12 protein-coding genes are annotated in these 16,079 nt (G+C 65.9%); 3 read left to right on the forward strand and 9 right to left on the reverse strand.

Annotation, left to right across the window (positions count from 1 at the left end; all coding sequences use genetic code 11):
* Positions 1-314 precede the first annotated feature (314 nt).
* On the forward strand, positions 315-1,829 hold the full coding sequence (locus tag J2X70_RS14875; protein ID WP_080150722.1) for an acetyl-CoA hydrolase/transferase family protein: 1,515 nt from the start codon (positions 315-317) through the stop codon (positions 1,827-1,829).
* A gap of 85 nt (positions 1,830-1,914) precedes the next feature.
* Here J2X70_RS14875 and J2X70_RS14880 read toward each other — a convergent pair whose 3' ends face one another.
* From J2X70_RS14880 to J2X70_RS14920, 9 genes are all read right to left on the reverse strand, one after another.
* Positions 1,915-3,276, reverse strand: a complete 1,362-nt coding sequence (locus J2X70_RS14880; RefSeq protein ID WP_140228259.1) for a VOC family protein — start codon at positions 3,274-3,276, stop codon at positions 1,915-1,917.
* A gap of 165 nt (positions 3,277-3,441) precedes the next feature.
* Complete coding sequence (locus J2X70_RS14885) at positions 3,442-3,930, reverse strand: hypothetical protein (RefSeq protein ID WP_033830185.1); 489 nt, start codon at positions 3,928-3,930, stop codon at positions 3,442-3,444.
* 31 nt (positions 3,931-3,961) lie between these two features.
* On the reverse strand, positions 3,962-4,714 hold the full coding sequence (locus J2X70_RS14890; RefSeq protein ID WP_032975604.1) for an HAD family hydrolase: 753 nt from the start codon (positions 4,712-4,714) through the stop codon (positions 3,962-3,964).
* 97 nt (positions 4,715-4,811) lie between these two features.
* On the reverse strand, positions 4,812-5,231 hold the full coding sequence (locus J2X70_RS14895; protein ID WP_025878233.1) for an EF-hand domain-containing protein: 420 nt from the start codon (positions 5,229-5,231) through the stop codon (positions 4,812-4,814).
* 227 nt (positions 5,232-5,458) lie between these two features.
* On the reverse strand, positions 5,459-5,830 hold the full coding sequence (locus J2X70_RS14900) for a hypothetical protein (RefSeq protein ID WP_059065767.1): 372 nt from the start codon (positions 5,828-5,830) through the stop codon (positions 5,459-5,461).
* 562 nt (positions 5,831-6,392) lie between these two features.
* Entirely contained in the window at positions 6,393-7,106 is a 714-nt protein-coding gene (locus J2X70_RS14905; protein WP_309911015.1) for a M15 family metallopeptidase, read from the reverse strand.
* Positions 7,039-8,595, reverse strand: a complete 1,557-nt coding sequence (locus J2X70_RS14910; protein ID WP_309911017.1) for a serine hydrolase domain-containing protein — start codon at positions 8,593-8,595, stop codon at positions 7,039-7,041. Before J2X70_RS14910 ends, J2X70_RS14905 begins: the two co-directional genes overlap by 68 nt.
* A gap of 83 nt (positions 8,596-8,678) precedes the next feature.
* Positions 8,679-11,678 (reverse strand): TonB-dependent receptor, encoded by a 3,000-nt coding sequence (locus tag J2X70_RS14915; RefSeq protein WP_309911018.1) that lies wholly within the window; start codon positions 11,676-11,678, stop codon positions 8,679-8,681.
* 50 nt (positions 11,679-11,728) lie between these two features.
* Complete coding sequence (locus tag J2X70_RS14920; RefSeq protein WP_309911020.1) at positions 11,729-13,201, reverse strand: transglutaminase domain-containing protein; 1,473 nt, start codon at positions 13,199-13,201, stop codon at positions 11,729-11,731.
* A 132-nt stretch (positions 13,202-13,333) separates the two neighbouring features.
* Between J2X70_RS14920 and J2X70_RS14925 the strand changes: the two genes are divergently transcribed.
* A complete protein-coding gene (locus J2X70_RS14925; protein WP_080150761.1) occupies positions 13,334-14,779 on the forward strand; it encodes an SH3 domain-containing protein in 1,446 nt (481 codons plus the stop codon).
* Positions 14,780-15,874, forward strand: a complete 1,095-nt coding sequence (locus tag J2X70_RS14930; RefSeq protein ID WP_025878242.1) for a dipeptide epimerase — start codon at positions 14,780-14,782, stop codon at positions 15,872-15,874.
* The last annotated feature ends 205 nt before the right edge of the window (positions 15,875-16,079 follow it).

The raw sequence follows: 16,079 nt of genomic DNA on the forward strand, positions 1-16,079 counted from the left end.
CGATATCGCCGAAGGTTGCTGGGGTTGCCGGCCAGCGGCCGGCACTACCGAAAATGGAATCCGCGCATTCATCTTGGGCGACAGGCAATAAAAAAGCCCGCTTGCAGCGAACTGCCAGCGGGCTCTGCTCCCTCCCCCACGTCGGGATGCAGGGCCATCGTGCGGTGTACGAAAGTACTTTGCACGCTGCACTGCAAAACAAAACTGACGGGTATGGGAGAGGCCTTGCCGGAAACACCATTCCACGAAGGTAGAACCCCCCGTACGGCAGGGGATGGCCGATAATCGGGATTCCCCCCAGAAACGCTGTCGTCATGACTGTTGATCGCATCGCCAACGCGCGTCTTCGTGACCGCGTGGTCTCCGCCGAGGCCGCAGCCGCGCTGATCCAGCCCGGTGAAACCGTGGCCATGAGCGGCTTTACCGGCTCCGGTTACCCCAAGGCCGTTCCCGTTGAGCTGGCCCGCCGCATCGAATCGGTGCATGCCCAGGGCCTGCCCTTCCAGATCAGCCTGATGACCGGCGCCTCCACCGCGCCGGAACTCGATGGCGCGCTGGCCAAGGCCGATGGCATCGCCATGCGCATGCCGTTCCAGAGCGACCCGGATGCGCGCAACCGCATCAACGAGGGCAAGCTGGATTACATCGACATCCACCTCAGCCACGTCGCCCAGCACGTCTGGTTCGGCTTCTACGGCGAGATCGATACCGCCGTGGTCGAGGTCTCGGCGATCCGCGAGGATGGCTCGCTGGTGCCGTCCACCTCGCTGGGCAACAACAAGACCTGGCTGGACCTGGCCAAGAAGGTGATCATCGAGGTCAACGAGTGGCAGCCGGCCGGCGTGGATGGCATGCATGACATCTACTACGGCACCGCGCTGCCGCCGCACCGCAAGCCGATTCCGCTGGTCAATGCCAACGACCGCATCGGCGAGACCGCACTGCGCTGCGACCCGGACAAGATCGTGGCCGTGGTGCGCACCAACGGCCCCGACCGCAACAGCCCGTTCAGCCCGATCGATGCGACCAGCGAGCAGATTGCCGCGCACCTGATCGAGTTCCTGCAGCACGAAGTGAAACGCGGCCGCCTACCGGCCAACCTGCTGCCGCTGCAGTCGGGCGTGGGCAACATCCCCAATGCAGTGCTGGCCGGCCTGGCCAAGAGTGGTTTCCGCGACCTGGCCGCGTTCACCGAAGTGATCCAGGACGGCATGCTCGACCTGCTGCGCGACGGCGTGCTGAGCTATGCCTCGTGCACCGGCTTCGCACTGAGCCCGCAGGCCAACGAGACGTTCAAGGAGAACATCGATTTCTACCGCGAGCGCATCATCATGCGCACGCAGGAAATCTCCAACCATCCGGAACTGGTGCGCCGCCTGGGCTGCATCGGCATGAACGGCATGATCGAGGTGGACATCTACGGCAACGTCAATTCGACGCACGTGATGGGCACACGGATCATGAACGGCATCGGCGGTTCGGGCGACTTCGCGCGCAATGGCTTCCTGTCTGCGTTCCTGAGCCCGTCGACGGCGAAGAACGGCACCATTTCGGCGATCGTGCCGATGGCCAGCCATGTCGACCACACCGAGCACGACGTGTCGGTGATCGTGACCGAACAGGGCCTGGCCGATCTGCGTGGCCTGACCCCGCGCAAGCGCGCGCAGGTGCTGATCGACAACTGCGCGCACCCGGATTTCCGCGCGCAGCTGCAGGACTACTTCGACCGCGCCAGCCGCGAGAGCTACGGCAAGCACACCCCGCACCTGCTGCCGGAGGCGCTGTCGTGGCACCAGCGGTGGCTGGATACGGGCACCATGAAGGCCTGAGTATTGCCGGTTCGCCGGGCATGGCCTGGCGCTACCCCGCATCGCACCTTGGTAGCGCCGGGCCATGCCCGGCGGGTGTTCCGCATCAGGTGCGCAGGCTCGCCAGCGATTCGGCTTGGATGCGCTCGTAGATCTCGAACTCATCGTTCACCGCCGCACCCAGCGCCTGTTCGAAGGCCTCGCGATTGGCATGGGCGGCGTACGCGCGCTGCTCACCGCCGCCCAGGTTCGACTGGAAGATGCCTGCGGCGCTGACCGGCAGGAAGTCTTCGTAGACGATCGGATCGGCCGTGGCCAGGCCAGCGGCAACCAGCACTTCGGCCGGCAGATCGGCCACGCGCTCTGGCGCGGCGCGGCCAGCGTCGGTCAGCTGGTAGCGGTAATACCCCAGGCCTTCCTGGCGCAGGGTGTCGTGGTCATCCGGGAAGCTGGCGAACACCGCCTGCAGGCGCTGCCCATAATCACCACCAGTGCTGCCCGCGCCGTCGGCATCGCGCGCCTGCGTCAGCAGCTGGTCGTACAGCGCGCGGCCCTTGGCGGTCAGCGCCAGGCCGCGCTGCTCGATCTCGCCGAAGCGCGCGGTATGGGTACCGGCGTCGCCGCCTTCGTTGCCCGGGAAGTGCACGGCCTCTTCCAGCGCCTTGAAGCTGGTCTGCCGCAGCAGGATCGGGCAGGCGCGACGCGGCGGGCCCTCGATCACCGCCTTGGCGGCCATGCCCTGCTCGATCATCGCCGCCTGCGCAGCGTCGATGTCCAGCGTGCGCGGGGTCAGGTGGTTGATGTGCGGGCCACGGAAGCTGACCACGTCGGCCACCAGCCGGTGCGCCTTGTGCAGGGCATGGTAGGTCGGCAGGTCGACGGTGGCGTCGCCATGCCAGCGGAAGGTCTCCAGCGCCTGTTCGACGAAGCGCTCGGCATCGGCCTGGGTCAGGCCACCGTCACGCTCGGCCTGGTCGATCAGCGCCAGTGCCTCGTCGGTGAAGATGCGGCGGCGGGCGAGGATTTCGGCCGACTGCGCACGCAGTGCCTCGTCTTCGATCAGCTCCAGGCGCAGCAGCGAGGTGAACACGCGGAACGGGTTCAGTGCCAGCGCGGCGGCGGTCAGCGGGCGGAAGGCGGTGGAATGCACCGGCACGCCGGCCACCGACAGATCGTAGTAGCCCACCGGGTACATGCCCATCACCGCGAACAGGCGGCGCAGGGTTGCCAGTTCCTGCGGGGTACCGACGCGGATCGCGCCGTGGCGTTCTTCATCCAGGCGGGCACGCTCGTCGTTGCGCAGCAGCTGCGCGGCCAGCGCCGGGTCCTGCGCCAGGACCTGCGTGTTGATCCGCTCCACCAGTTCCACCAGCGTGCCGTACAACGGCACTTCGGTGCGGTACATGCGGGACATGGCCTGGGCGAACAGGCGGCGGATCACATCAGGCGAAACGAAAGAGGCACTCATCAGTCACTCGATTACGGGATCGGGGAACAGCTCGGACCCGTATTGTCGCCGGAGCGCGCGGCGGCGGCGATACGCAGAGCAACATGACCTGCGATGGGTAGTGCCGGCCGCTGGCCGGCAACCACCGTGCGTCGGGGGCATGCAGTTGCCGGCCAGCGGCCGGCACTACCGTTTGAGCTGGCGCTTCAGCGTGGCATCGAGGGTGATCGGCCGATCCCAGTGCTCGTAGCTGGCCACGATGGCGTGGCGAACGGCCCGGTAGTGCAGGTTCTGTGGCTTGGCCGGCATCCGCTTCACCACCTCGGCCCAGCCGCCCTCGGGGTCCTGGCTGAAGGCACGCACGCTGTCGCGGCAGGTCTGGCCACTGGCCTTGGCCCAGAAACAGGCGAAATAGATGTCGCCGGCCTGCCACCGGTGGGTGGTTGCCAGCGCGGCGATGTAACCGCGCGGTACACCGGCGTAGCGCGATACCTCGTCGAGGAAGGCATCGGGGTAACGCTCGGCGTAGTGGTTGATGTCGGCCAGCTGGGTGTCGACCCAGGCATCGCCGGTATCCACCTCATAGGTCGCCGAACGTTCGGCGGTCTGCTGCGCCAGCACGATGGCCGGCGCCAGCAGCAGGGACAACAGCAGGGCGCGCAGTGGCAGTTTCATGCTTCGATTCTGCCGCAGCGGCCGCGCCGTGTCAGGCCGCGGCAGCGGCCTTGGCCTCGATCGTCGCCAGCGCCGCCGGCCAGTCCCAGGCGGTATCGGCGTTGACCATGCGTGGTTCGTCGTCGGCCACGCCGTGCTGGGTCTCGTGCGCCCAGGTCACCGCGTACGGGGTGTGGATACCCCAGCCGCCGAGGGTGATCACCGGTTCGATGTCCGAGCGCAGCGAATTGCCGACCATCACGAACTGCTGCATCGGCAGGTCGAACTCGGCCAGCACGCGGGCATAGGTTTCCGGGTCCTTCTCGGACACGATCTCGATGCGCGGGAACAGGTCCGCCAGCGCCGCGACCTTGATCTTGGCTTCCTGGTGGAACAGGTCGCCCTTGGTGATCAGCACCACCGGGTACTGCGCGGCGATGGCGGCCACCGACTCGCGTACGCCGTCGATCAGTTCGACCGGGTGGCGCAGGGTGTCATGGCCGATATCGAGGATGCGCTGGATGTCCTTGGCTTCGATCCGCTGCGAGGTGATCTCGATGGCCGCTTCGATCATCGACAGCGTCATGCTCTTCACCCCGTAGCCGAACACGCCGAGGTGGCGCTGCTGCACTTCCAGCAGGTGGCGGGCGGTCTGTGTGTCGTGGACGTCGATGTAGCGCGACAGCAGGTCCAGGTAATCCTGCTCGGCCTTGCGGTAGTAGTCCTCGCTCTTCCACAGCGTGTCGTCACCGTCAAAACCGACCAGGCCGATGGCGCGCGAGGGCGCAGGCGTGGAGGTGTTCATCGCCCTAGGATACAGGCGCGGCGATGACGAAAAAAACCCGGGTGGCCGAAGCCACCCGGGTTGCCCATGCACCGGTTGTCCCGAATTCAACCGTGGATCAGCGACCTTGGCCTGCGGCCGTGCCACCCGCGCCGGCACCCGCCTGCTGGGCGGCCACGTAGGCCTTGTACTCGTCGGCGCTCAACTGGCCGTCCTTGTTGGCATCCGCCTGGTCGAACACCTGCGCAAGGCCCGCATTCACCTGCGACTCGCTCTTGCTGATGGTGCCGTTGCCATCGGTATCGATGCTGGCCCACGTCTGGCCACCGCCGTTGGCCTGCGCCGAGGCTGCTGCGGCCGCGTCGGTGGCCTGGTCAGCCGCCTGGCCTGCCTGTGCCGCCGCCTGCTGGGCCTGTGCCGCTTCGTTCTGTGCATGCGCGGCCTGCTGCTTGGCCGACTGCGCCATCGCCGGGATGGCCAACACGCTGCCGGCGGCGACGATCAGGGCGATCAGGGGCTTGCGGTTGCGAATAGTCATCTGGGGTGTCTCCTGAAGGGTGGTAGTGCGCGGTCGTTGTCTCCGCACGGCACCTACCCTGCCACCGCGTTTCTGAATCGATTTTGCGCCGCGATTCCCTCGAACACGCATGGTTAACCACTGGCGCAGACGCATGCGTTAGCGCGGTGGTTAGTGTGAAGTGAGCAGACAGTAAGACGAGCATTCAGCGCTGCAGGATTTAACCGGCAGCGAACGAAAAACCTGCGTCAGTCGACGGTTTTTTCCGATGACCGCGAACTGAACAACACCCATCCCAATGCAACACCGGAGAGCGCACCGGCGATCTCCAGCACCACGCGGCTGCCCAGTTCGTTCGGATCGTGGATGGTGGACAGGAACAGGCGCGCATACAGCGGCGACTCCAGCCGCACGATGCCCATGTAGAACAGCTTCCAGGCATCGATGCCGGCGGAGATGATCACCGCGATCACGCACGACCAGCCGATCGCATGGCCCACGGTCCAGTGCAGCACCCGGCACAGGTGGTGCCACAGGAAATACACCAGCAGGCCGACCAGCAGGGCGATGAGGCCCGCCTCAAGCGTACCGAGCAGGCCGAAATGCAGGGGAAGGTTCATCAGGCGGGGACGCAGGAGAAGGCGGCCAGTGTAAGGGGTATCGGCAGGGCTGCGCTCTGGTACGCGCCATCGCATACGCGCTGTCGCTCCCACGCTTCGCTGCGCGAACCGCGGGCCCCCCTTACCAGCTTCCACACCCCCGCCGCTTCGCGGCCGCCCCCTGACTCAGGGGGCTCTTCCCCAGACGAGTACCGGCGGCTTCAGTAGATCCACGCCATGCGTGGATGGATTTCCATCAAATCGAATATTTCGACAATTGAACGAAGAACATCCACGCATGGCGTGGATCTACTGTGTCGACCAAGGTCGACACCCACCAGGAGCACGCCATGCCATTCCGACAGATCGCGGAAATCTGTCGAAGGCGGGGTGGGTCCGGTTGCGGGGGCGTGAGCGCCATGGATGGCGCGACCGAGCTTACATGGACGTACTTGCAGCGGCCCCCGCAACCGGCCCCACCCCGCTATCCCACGGAATGCCCGCTGTTGCTGTTGCTGTTGCTGTTGCCGTTGCCGTTGCCGTCGATTCGGCGGGTGCAGGGCGCAGCCCTGCCGACACCCCCTTACCGCACCGGCACGTCGTAGGCGGTACCGGGGTCCGGCTCGGGCTGCAGCGTGTAGTGCCACCACTCCTGCGCATAGTTGGCGAAACCACGCCGTGCCATCGCCTGTACCAGCTGCTGGCGGTTGCCCTTCTGTGCGTCATTCAGGCCGGGCGTCTGCGTATGCGCGCGCGGGCCGAAGAAGTCGAAATCGGTGCCCATGTCCATCGGCGTACAGCGCCCGCTGCGGCAATCCAGCAGGCCCAGATCCACGGTGGCACCACGGCTGTGGCCGGAGCGCTCGGCGATGTAGCCGTCGCTCAGCAGCTGCGGCTTGTCCAGATCCGGATACTGCAGCGCCTTGCGCGACTGTTCCTGCGGATCACTCACCCAGGCCATGAACGCCTGCACCGCGCGCACCGGGCGATAGCAATCGTAGAGGCGCAAGCCAAAACCCTGCGCGCGCAGATCAGCTTCCACAGCGGCCAACGCCTTTGCCACCGGCGCTAGCAGATAACACGCGGGCGCCTCATAGCCGGGCACGCGCGCAGCGGTGAAGTTGTTGGCACCGGCGTAGCGGATGTCCATCTCGATGCGCGGCGACAGCGTGCGGATCTCCACCAGTCCCGCCGCAGTGACGTCGGTGGCGGGCGAGATGCGTGGTGGCTCAGCGGCGTGCGCCGCCGCTGCCTGGGCAATCGCCAGTACGAGTGAAATGCAGGTCCTGGAAGTCATAGCTGAAGTCGATCTCCGGATCGATGGCGCGCAGCTCCAGCGTCGGCGTGCCTGCATCGGGATTCAGCCACGCCTGTGCCGAGGGTTCCAGCGTATCCCACTGCAGCAGCCAGCGACCGTGCAGCTGCTGCACCGTTGCCTGCAGCGTGGGCGATTTGTCGACGCTGAAGCGCAGGCCGTTGGCGGTGGGACACAGCGAGGCGGGGCCAAGCCAGGGATCGCGGTAACGCCCCTGCCATTGCGCCAGATCGGTGGCGGCGGCCGGTTGCGCCGCACGGGTGGAGGGCGCACGACTTTCCGTGGCGGCACGCGCGGCCTGATCGGCCTTCAGCTCGGCCAGGTAGTACCCCACAGGTTGCGCGTCATCCGGCGCGGTGAACTGTTTCAGCGTCGACTGCATCAACGCGGTGCGGGCTTCTTCGGCCTCGCCGTTGATCAGCATCACCACGCCGACCTTGCGATCCGGCAGCAGCGCCAGCGAGGAATACATGCCCGACAGCGTACCGGTGTGCGCGACCTTCCAGTGCCCGTCCATGTCCGACACCCGCCAGCCCAACCCATAGCCATAGAAGTGGGCGTTGTCCCACTTGCGTTGGCGTTCGCCCAACGGCATCGGCATGTGCAGCGTCCACAGCATGCGGCGTTGCTCGGCGCTCAACCACGCCGGTGCCAGCGCCGGGTCCAGCAGCACCTGCATCCAGCGCGTCATGTCGCGCAGCGAACAGCGGATGCCACCGGCCGCCATCGACGTCAGATCGGGGCTGAGCGTTCCATCGGCACCGGCCGCCACGTTGCGGCCATCGCGACGCACATGCGGTTGGGCGACATTGCCGACCTGCTTCACCGACCATGCGCCCACCTGGCAACGGGTCATCCCCAGCGGTTCAAACACCCGCTCGCGCATCAGCTGGTCATAGGGCTTGCCACCGGCGGCCGCAGCCACCTCACCAGCAACGACGTACATCAGGTTGTCGTAGGCGTAGCCGCTGCGGAAACTGGTGACTGGCTTCAGGTGTGCCAGCCCGGCGATGACATCGCTGCGGGTGAAGGCATTGGGCTCGGGCCACAGCATCAGGTCACCGGCACCCAGGCCGAGGCCACTGTTGTGAATCAGCAGATCGCGCACCTGCAGGTGTTCGCCCACCCAGGGGTCATGCATGCGGAACGCCGGCAGGTGGCGGCGTACCGGGTCGTCCCAGCGCAGCTTGCCCTGCTCCACCAGCGTGGCCAGCAGCGCGGCGGTCATCGCCTTGCTGTTGGAGGCGATCTTGAACAGCGTGTCTTCGTCGATGCGGCCACCGTCACCGCGCACCCCTTCGGTGTGGCGATAGACCACCTGGCCATCCTCGACCACCGCCATCGCCAGCCCCGGCAGGTGCTCGTGCTGGCCCACGAAGGCGATGTCGGCGTCAAGGCGTGCGGTGTCCACCGCCCCTGCTGGGGCGGTGGGGATGGCCATTGCTGCAGCCAGTAGCAACAGACGATGCAAGTCAGTCTCCGTCAGGCAGCGCGCAGGCAGGTACGGCGTTCATCACGCCACGCCGCCCCGCAGGGCGGCGCGCAGATGCATCCTCAATAATTCCAGGTCACCGTCAACTGCGCATAGCGCGGCGACTGGAATCCCGTGCCATAACCATATATCGGGTTCGGCGTGCCGATGCTGTCCTGCGGCTCGTAGTCCTGGTCCACGGTGACCACGCGCTGCTGGTTGAGCACGTTGTACACCGCCAGCTTCAGGCGCAGGTCAGTGGGGATCGGCACCTTGTAGGAAACGCTGACGTCCAGATCGTAGGTCCACGGGGTACGGCCATCGCCACCGCGCGGCGAATGCACGAACACACGTTCGGAGGGGACCGTCGACTGGCAGTTGGACACACACACGTAATAGCTGTGGAAGTCGGTGTCGTCGAAGGGATTGCCCGCACCGAAGCGGGTGATCGGGCTGCCCGACTGCACGCCCAGGGTGGCGGCCACGCTGAGATTCTCGGTCAACGCGTAGCTGCCGCGGAACTTGAACTGATGGCGGCGGTCATTGGCCAGATAGCCATAACCGCGGTAGTTCACCCATGGGTTGTCGAAGTTCTCGGTGCGGCCAGCGTCGGCGAAGTCGGTATCGGAGTTGACCGGGCCTTCGGCGTTGCCGCGGCCGTAGGCCAGCGTATAGGAGGCATTGAAGCCCCACTTGCCATCCCACGCGCGATCGACCTGCAGTTCCAGCGCCTTGTAGTCACGCTTGGGCTTCACCCAGCCGCGTTGGCCCACGTAATTGCCGTCGTCGTCATACAACGCCCAGCCTTCCTTGGAGGTGTCGATGTCGATCCAGCCATCGTTGCTGCCATCGCAATTGGTGTCCCCCCAGACTGTGTTCGTGCGCCCGGGGTTTCCCATGATCCAGACGCCGTCGATCGCACCACACTGGCCGGTGGCGGTGATGTTCATGTCATCGATGGCGTTGCTCAGGCGCCGGTAGGTGACGCTTGCGGCAACCGACCACGATTCACTCAGCATGTGCTGGAAGCCTAGAATCGCCTCATCCTGGTAGACCGGATCCATGTCCCGGTTCACTTCGGCGCGCAGGTCCGGGACGCTGCCATCGCCTTGCGAATTGTCGACCGGACCGATCTGGCCGCCCAGGTTCGGCACGTTGTTGGCGGCGCCGGTGTAGCCCAGGAACTCATACCAGGTGCGCTCATCGAGGAAGCCACCGGCCTGCTTGATGTTGATGACGTTGGCCACCGGCAGGTAGTAACGACCCAGGTTGCCGAACACCTTGGTGGTGCCATCACCACGCACGTCCCAAGCGAAGCCCAGGCGCGGCGCGATCATGTTGTCGATCTTGATGTAGCTGTCGCCGTCGCCGCCCTTGTTGTCGAACCCTTCCACGCGCGCGCCGATGTTGAGCAGGAAGTTCGGGGTGACCTGCCAGTTGTCTTCCAGGTAGTAGGCTGAGTTGATGGTCTCGAACGACCCGGCCACTTCGTAGCGGCGGGTACGCGCGACCAGGCCGCTGGCGGGCACGGTGCCGCCGTTGAGTGAACTGCCCGGCGTGCGGTAGTAGATGTCGTAGCGCAGGCCACCGGGACCGGGATAGGCGCGCTCGTAGTCGGAGGTGTTTTCTTCGCGGTCCAGGCCAAAGCGCAGCAGATGGTTGCCGATGGACCATTCAAAGTCGGCGCGCGCGGCCTTGCGCGTATCCAGCGCCGACTCCAGCTGCGAGCTGCTGGTGCAGCTGCGGTCACCCTGCAGGTTGGAAGGCACGCCCTGGCTGGCAGTGCGGTTGTCGAACACGCGGTTGCAGTTCTCGTCCATCAACGAGCTCTGCGTGCGGTTGCGCTTGTTCTCGCCATACATCAGCTTCATGGTCAGATCGTTGTTGACCTGCCAGCTGTAGGTGCCCGACCAGTTCCTGCCGCCCACCGTGTTGTAGATCTGGTTGTTGCGCTCGGCTGCGACAGTGCCGGTGTCATGGTCGTAGCGATAGACGTCGGTGACGGTATCGCTCTTGTCGGAGAATCCGAACAGCGACAGCATCTGGTTGTCGGTGATCTGCCAATCCAGCTTGCCGCCCCAGAACGGATCATCGGCGGTACCCCGGTTGAACACGGTACCGGCATCATTGGTCGAATTGGGCGTGTAGTCGCGCGCTTCGTACATGCCGAAGAAGAACAGCCGGTCCTGCACCAGCGCACCGGAGGCGAACACATTCAGCGCACTGCGCGAGTAGTCGTCACGGCTGGCGGTGATGTAACGGCTGCCGTCGCCGTCATAGCGGTCGCGCGCCTGCGACTGCCAGGCACGCGGCTCGAACACCAGTTCGGCACCGGCCTTGAAGTCGTTGCTGCCCGAGCGGGTGACGGCGTTGATGACGCCGCCAGTGCTGCGACCGAACTCCACCGAGTAGCCGCCGGTCTTCACCTGGAACTCCTGGTAGAACGAGAACGGCACCGACGAAAACCCGACCCGGTTGTAGAAATCGGTGACGTTCAGGCCGTTGATGTAGACGGTGTTCTCCGCCACCGACGAACCACCGAAGGAGATGCCCTGTCCACCCAGCGAGCCCTTGCCCTTCACCGCGCCAGGCGCCAGCAGCGCCACCGCGGTGATGTCGCGGTCCACCGGCAGCCGCGACAGTTCCTCGCGGGTGATGTTCGTGGCCGACTCGGTGGACTTCACGTCCACCATCGACACCACCTGCGGCGCGCGTACTTCAACGGTGCCCAACGTGCTGACCGCGCCCAGCGGCACATTCACCGTGGTTGCACTGCCCAGGCTAACGGTGACCTGGCCGACGCGGCTGGCAGCACCACCCGGCAGGCTGACCTCCATGTCATAGGTGCCGACCGGCAACAGCGGAATGCGGTAGCTGCCCTTGCTGTCGGCCTGCACCGAACGCACAAAGCCAGTGGCGGGGTTGCGCACGGTAACGGTGGCACCGGCAGGCACCTGTCCGGCATCGCTGGTCAGGCGGCCGACCACGGCTCCGTCCTGTGCGAATGCGCTGGGCGCCAGTGTGGCCAGACACGCGCCGAGGGCGACGCACAAGGCCGCCCGCTTGATGTTGTAAGCCTTCATCCCCTGCTCTCTCCTGCAAGAATTGAATGGTGGTGGGGTGGTGTGTCGCGCTAGCGTTGCCCGGCTGGCAGTACCCGCCACTGGAAGTCGTAGCTCCATTGGTCGAAGTACAGGTTGCCGCCTGACCACTCGGCCTCGCCGCGCTGCGAGTCGACCGTTTCCGAGCGGTAGTGCTGTTTGGCCGGCACGAACGCCTGGCCGAAATCGTCGTTGAAGGCGATGCGGTAGCCATCGAGGCCACCGAGGTAGAAGTCACGCAGCGCGGGCGTGTCGCTGGCCAACGCGCCGGTGGTCACATCCATCGGCAGCCAGCCATAGGGCGCCAGGTAGACCTGGCCCCAGTCGTGCAGGTTGTTGTAGCCGCTGCCATCGTCGGAGAACACCATGCCCGACTGCCAGCGCGCGGGAATGCCGTTCATGCGCAGCAGGGCGATCAACAGCAGTGTCTGCTGCCCGCAATCGGCATGACCGGCGCGCAACGCGTAGTCGCTGATGTTGCTTAGGGTCGAGTACTCGCGCGCACCGGCCCATGGAATGCGGTCGACCGCGGCGAACAGCTTGCGTACCACTTCATACGGGCGTGTCTCGCCCTGCAGCACCTGGTCGGAGAACAGCTTCAGCGCCGGCGTGAAGCGCACGTGCGGCAGCTGCTCGGCCAGATAGGGCTTCAATGCTGGGTCATCCGGCGTGGCCTTCACCTTCGTCGCATCGATTGCCGTGTGGCGCGCGAAGATCGTCACCGCATAGCGGATTTCAAAGTGCGTCGGCTGCCCGGCCACCGCCTTGGCTTCCAGGTATGCGGTGCGCTGCTGGGTGCTGGCCGGGGCGACTCGAGCCTTGCCTGGTGCACTGCCGCTCCACTGCACGCGCTCCTGCTGGCCGGGAATCTCGCGCGGGTACGGAATCCAGGCACGTACGGTTTCGCCGGCCGGTACGGCATCCGCCTTGACCGTCAACGATTGGGTGAATTCGATGCGCTGCGGCAGCACGGATGCCATGCCGCTCTGTTCGGCGGCGGCAACCACGCGCGCGTGATGCGCGTTGAGCACCTCGTTGGGGCCCGGCGCCGGCATCGGCGCATCCGCGCGGCGGCGTGCACGCGCTTCATCGCTGAGCAGGAACAGGTTCGATGGTGCGCGCTTGAAGTACCAGCGCGTGCCATCGATGTCGAGATGCTCGATCAGGCCAAGCTGGTCCCAGCGCGCGAATTCCTCGTCGGTCAGGTCGGGAATCCAGCGGCGTACCGCTGCTTTGGCTGCGGCTTGGTCAAGGGAGAAATCCAGTCTGATGCGGCGCATGCGCTCGCGCTGGAACGCGCTTTCGGCAGCATCGCCAGCGGTCGCCAGCAACGCATCGGCATCGCTGAAACGACCGCTGTCGACCAGATCGATCAGCTGCGTTTCCCGTTCGCGATCAGTGGCGCTGCGCGGATCCGCGGCCGGTGCCGCCGACGCCCACAGCAGCAGCGCGGCACACAGGCCGGCAGCGGCAGGCAGAGACGGTTTGCGAACGGCAGGATCCACAGCGACACTTCCCAAGCGCGGGTGGTAACGGCTGTGTAACACGGGCCGGAAGACCGGTCAATAATTTATTCTTGCTTTCGGGGCCGAAAGGAATAAATATTCCAACAGGCATTCGAGGAGGGTGTGCAGCGCATGATCCTGGCTTCCCGCGAACCGCGTCGGCACTGGCCGCACCGGTTGACCTTGGCACTGGCCCTGGGCCTGCTGGGCGCACCCGCATTCACCCAGGCGGCCACGCCTGCACCCGACCCCGGCGCCCCGCTGCCTTACGTGATCGGCCTGCACGAGGCCTACCTCACCGCGGACTACTGGGCGGCACGGCTGGACAATGCCGACGCACCTATCCTGGACCGCGCGCAGATCGAGGCGCAGAACGCACGGATGCGCGCGCAGGACAAGCACATCCAGGACATCGCCACCCTGCCTGCGCAGCTCAGCACGGCACAGGTGCGTGACAGCATCGGCGCGCTGTCGAGCTGGCCCACGCGGGCGCTGTATGACGACAAGGGCCGCGCCATCGCACCGGACGTGCGCAGCGCGATCGAAGCCAACCTCGGTCTCGACGCAGTTCCGTCGCAGGTGTCGCCGGACTACGCCCTGGTGGTGAAGCGCGCCGCGCTGCGCACCTTCCCCACCCGCCAGCGTGTCTTCAGCACCGTCGGCGATACCGACATCGACCGCTTCCAGGAGTCGGCACTGTTCCCCGGCGACAAGGTTGCCGTCGTCCACCGCAGCACCGACGGCCGCTGGCTGTTCGTGCACAGCGAGCGCTACAGCGCATGGATCGAAGCCGACGCGGTGGCCAGCGGTGACAAGGCCACGGTGCTCGGCTACGGCGCGAAGGGCCCGTACCGCGTCGTCACCGCCGCCACAGCGCACACCGCCTACACACCCGAAGAACCGCGCGTATCGCGCCTGCAGCTGGACATGGGCGTGCGCCTGCCGGTGTTGGCCGACTGGCCCGCCGCCGAGCCAGTGAACGGGCAACAAGCGCACGCCTCGTGGGTGGTGCAGCTGCCGGTGCGCGAGGCCGATGGCCGCCTGAAGCTGGTGCCGGCGCTGCTGCCGCGCTCGCAGGAGACCGCCGCCGACTACCTGCCGCTGACCCCGCGCCTGCTGCTGCAGCAAGCGTTCAAGTTCCTTGGCGAGCGCTATGGCTGGGGCCACGACTACGACACCCGCGACTGCAGTGGATTCGTATCGGAGATCTACCGCAGCTTCGGCGTGCTGCTGCCACGCAATACCAGCGCACAGGCGGTCAGTCCCGCGCTGGACCGCTTGCCGTTCACCGCCAAGGACGGCAAGGCCGTGCGCGACCGCGCCGTCACCGATCTGCAGGTGGGTGACCTGGTCTACATCCCCGGCCACGTGATGATGGCCATCGGCCACGTCGATGGCCGCACCTGGGTGATCCACGATACCGCGGGCGGCAGCTGGTTCGGCGCCGACGGCAAGCGTGTGCAGGCCCACCTCAATGGCGTATCGGTCACCCCGCTGGAGCCGATGATGGCCAGCGACAGCGTCCGCTACATCGATCGCATCACCAACATCCAACGCCTGCGTGCCAAGAACCCCTGAATGAAGATCACCGCCATCGAACTGGGCATGCTGCGCGTGCCGCTGAAGACCCCTTTCAAGACCGCGCTGCGCACGGTGGAAACCGTGGAGGACGTGGTGGTGCTGATCCGCACCGACAGCGGCCACACCGGCTACGGCGAGGCGCCTGCCACCGCGGTGATCACCGGTGACACCCACGGCTCGATCATCGAAGCGATCCGGCACTTCATCGCCCCGCGCCTGATCGGCCAGGAGGTGGTCAACCTCAACCGCCTGTGCACGCTGGTGCAGACCGCGATGGAGCGCAACACCAGCGCCAAGGCGGCGGTGGAGATCGCCCTGTACGACCTGTGGGCGCAGCTGCATGGCGCGCCGCTGTACCAGATGCTCGGTGGTGGCGACCCGGTGATCACCACCGACATCACCATCAGCGTGGACTACATCGACAAGATGGTGGCCGATTCGCTGTCGGCGATCGAACGCGGCTTCGAGTCGCTGAAGATCAAGGTCGGCAAGGACATCGGCGTGGACATCGAGCGGGTCAAGGCGATCCATGCCGCCGTCGAAGGCCGCGCGCTGCTGCGCCTGGATGCCAACCAGGGCTGGACCGCCAAGCAGGCGGTGCATGCGATGCGCACGCTGGAAGATGCAGGTGTGGTGCTGGAACTGCTGGAGCAGCCGGTCAAGGCCGCCGACATCAGCGGCCTGAAGTACGTAACCGATCGGGTCAACACCCCGGTGATGGCCGACGAGAGCGTGTTCAGTCCGAGCCAGGTGATGGACCTGATCCAGCAGCGCGCCGCCGACATCATCAACATCAAGCTGATGAAGACCGGTGGCCTGTCCAACGCAATCCGCATTGCCGACATCGCCGGCATCTACGGCGTGCCGTGCATGATCGGCTGCATGATCGAATCCAGCATCAGCGTGGCTGCAGCGGTGCACCTGGCGGTAGCCAAGAGCGATGTGATCACCAAGGTCGACCTGGATGGCCCCTCGCTGGGACAGTTCGATCCGGTCAGCGGCGGGGTGCGCTTCAACGAGTCGGAGATCAGCATCAGCGATGTGCCGGGGTTGGGCATCACCGAAGTGCGGGGGTTGGAGATGCTGGGTTGATTTCTGCCTTGCGGCTGGCTTGGCGTACAACTGACGTTGGGTCGGGCGTTACTTTTCTTTTCGCGAAAAGAAAAGTAACCAAAAGAAACGCTCCGCCGGCCGCGAGCCGACGTGCTGCGCACGCCGGTGCCGTGCGCTCCTCGGTCCGCCGAGGGACGGCGCGGAACTCGCTGCGCTCAGACACCCGCGCCTCTTCGCCCTCGCC

Origin of the sequence: Stenotrophomonas sp. 1337 (assembly GCF_031455455.1) — a bacterium.
In the GTDB taxonomy this organism is placed as follows: Bacteria; Pseudomonadota; Gammaproteobacteria; order Xanthomonadales; family Xanthomonadaceae; genus Stenotrophomonas; species Stenotrophomonas indicatrix.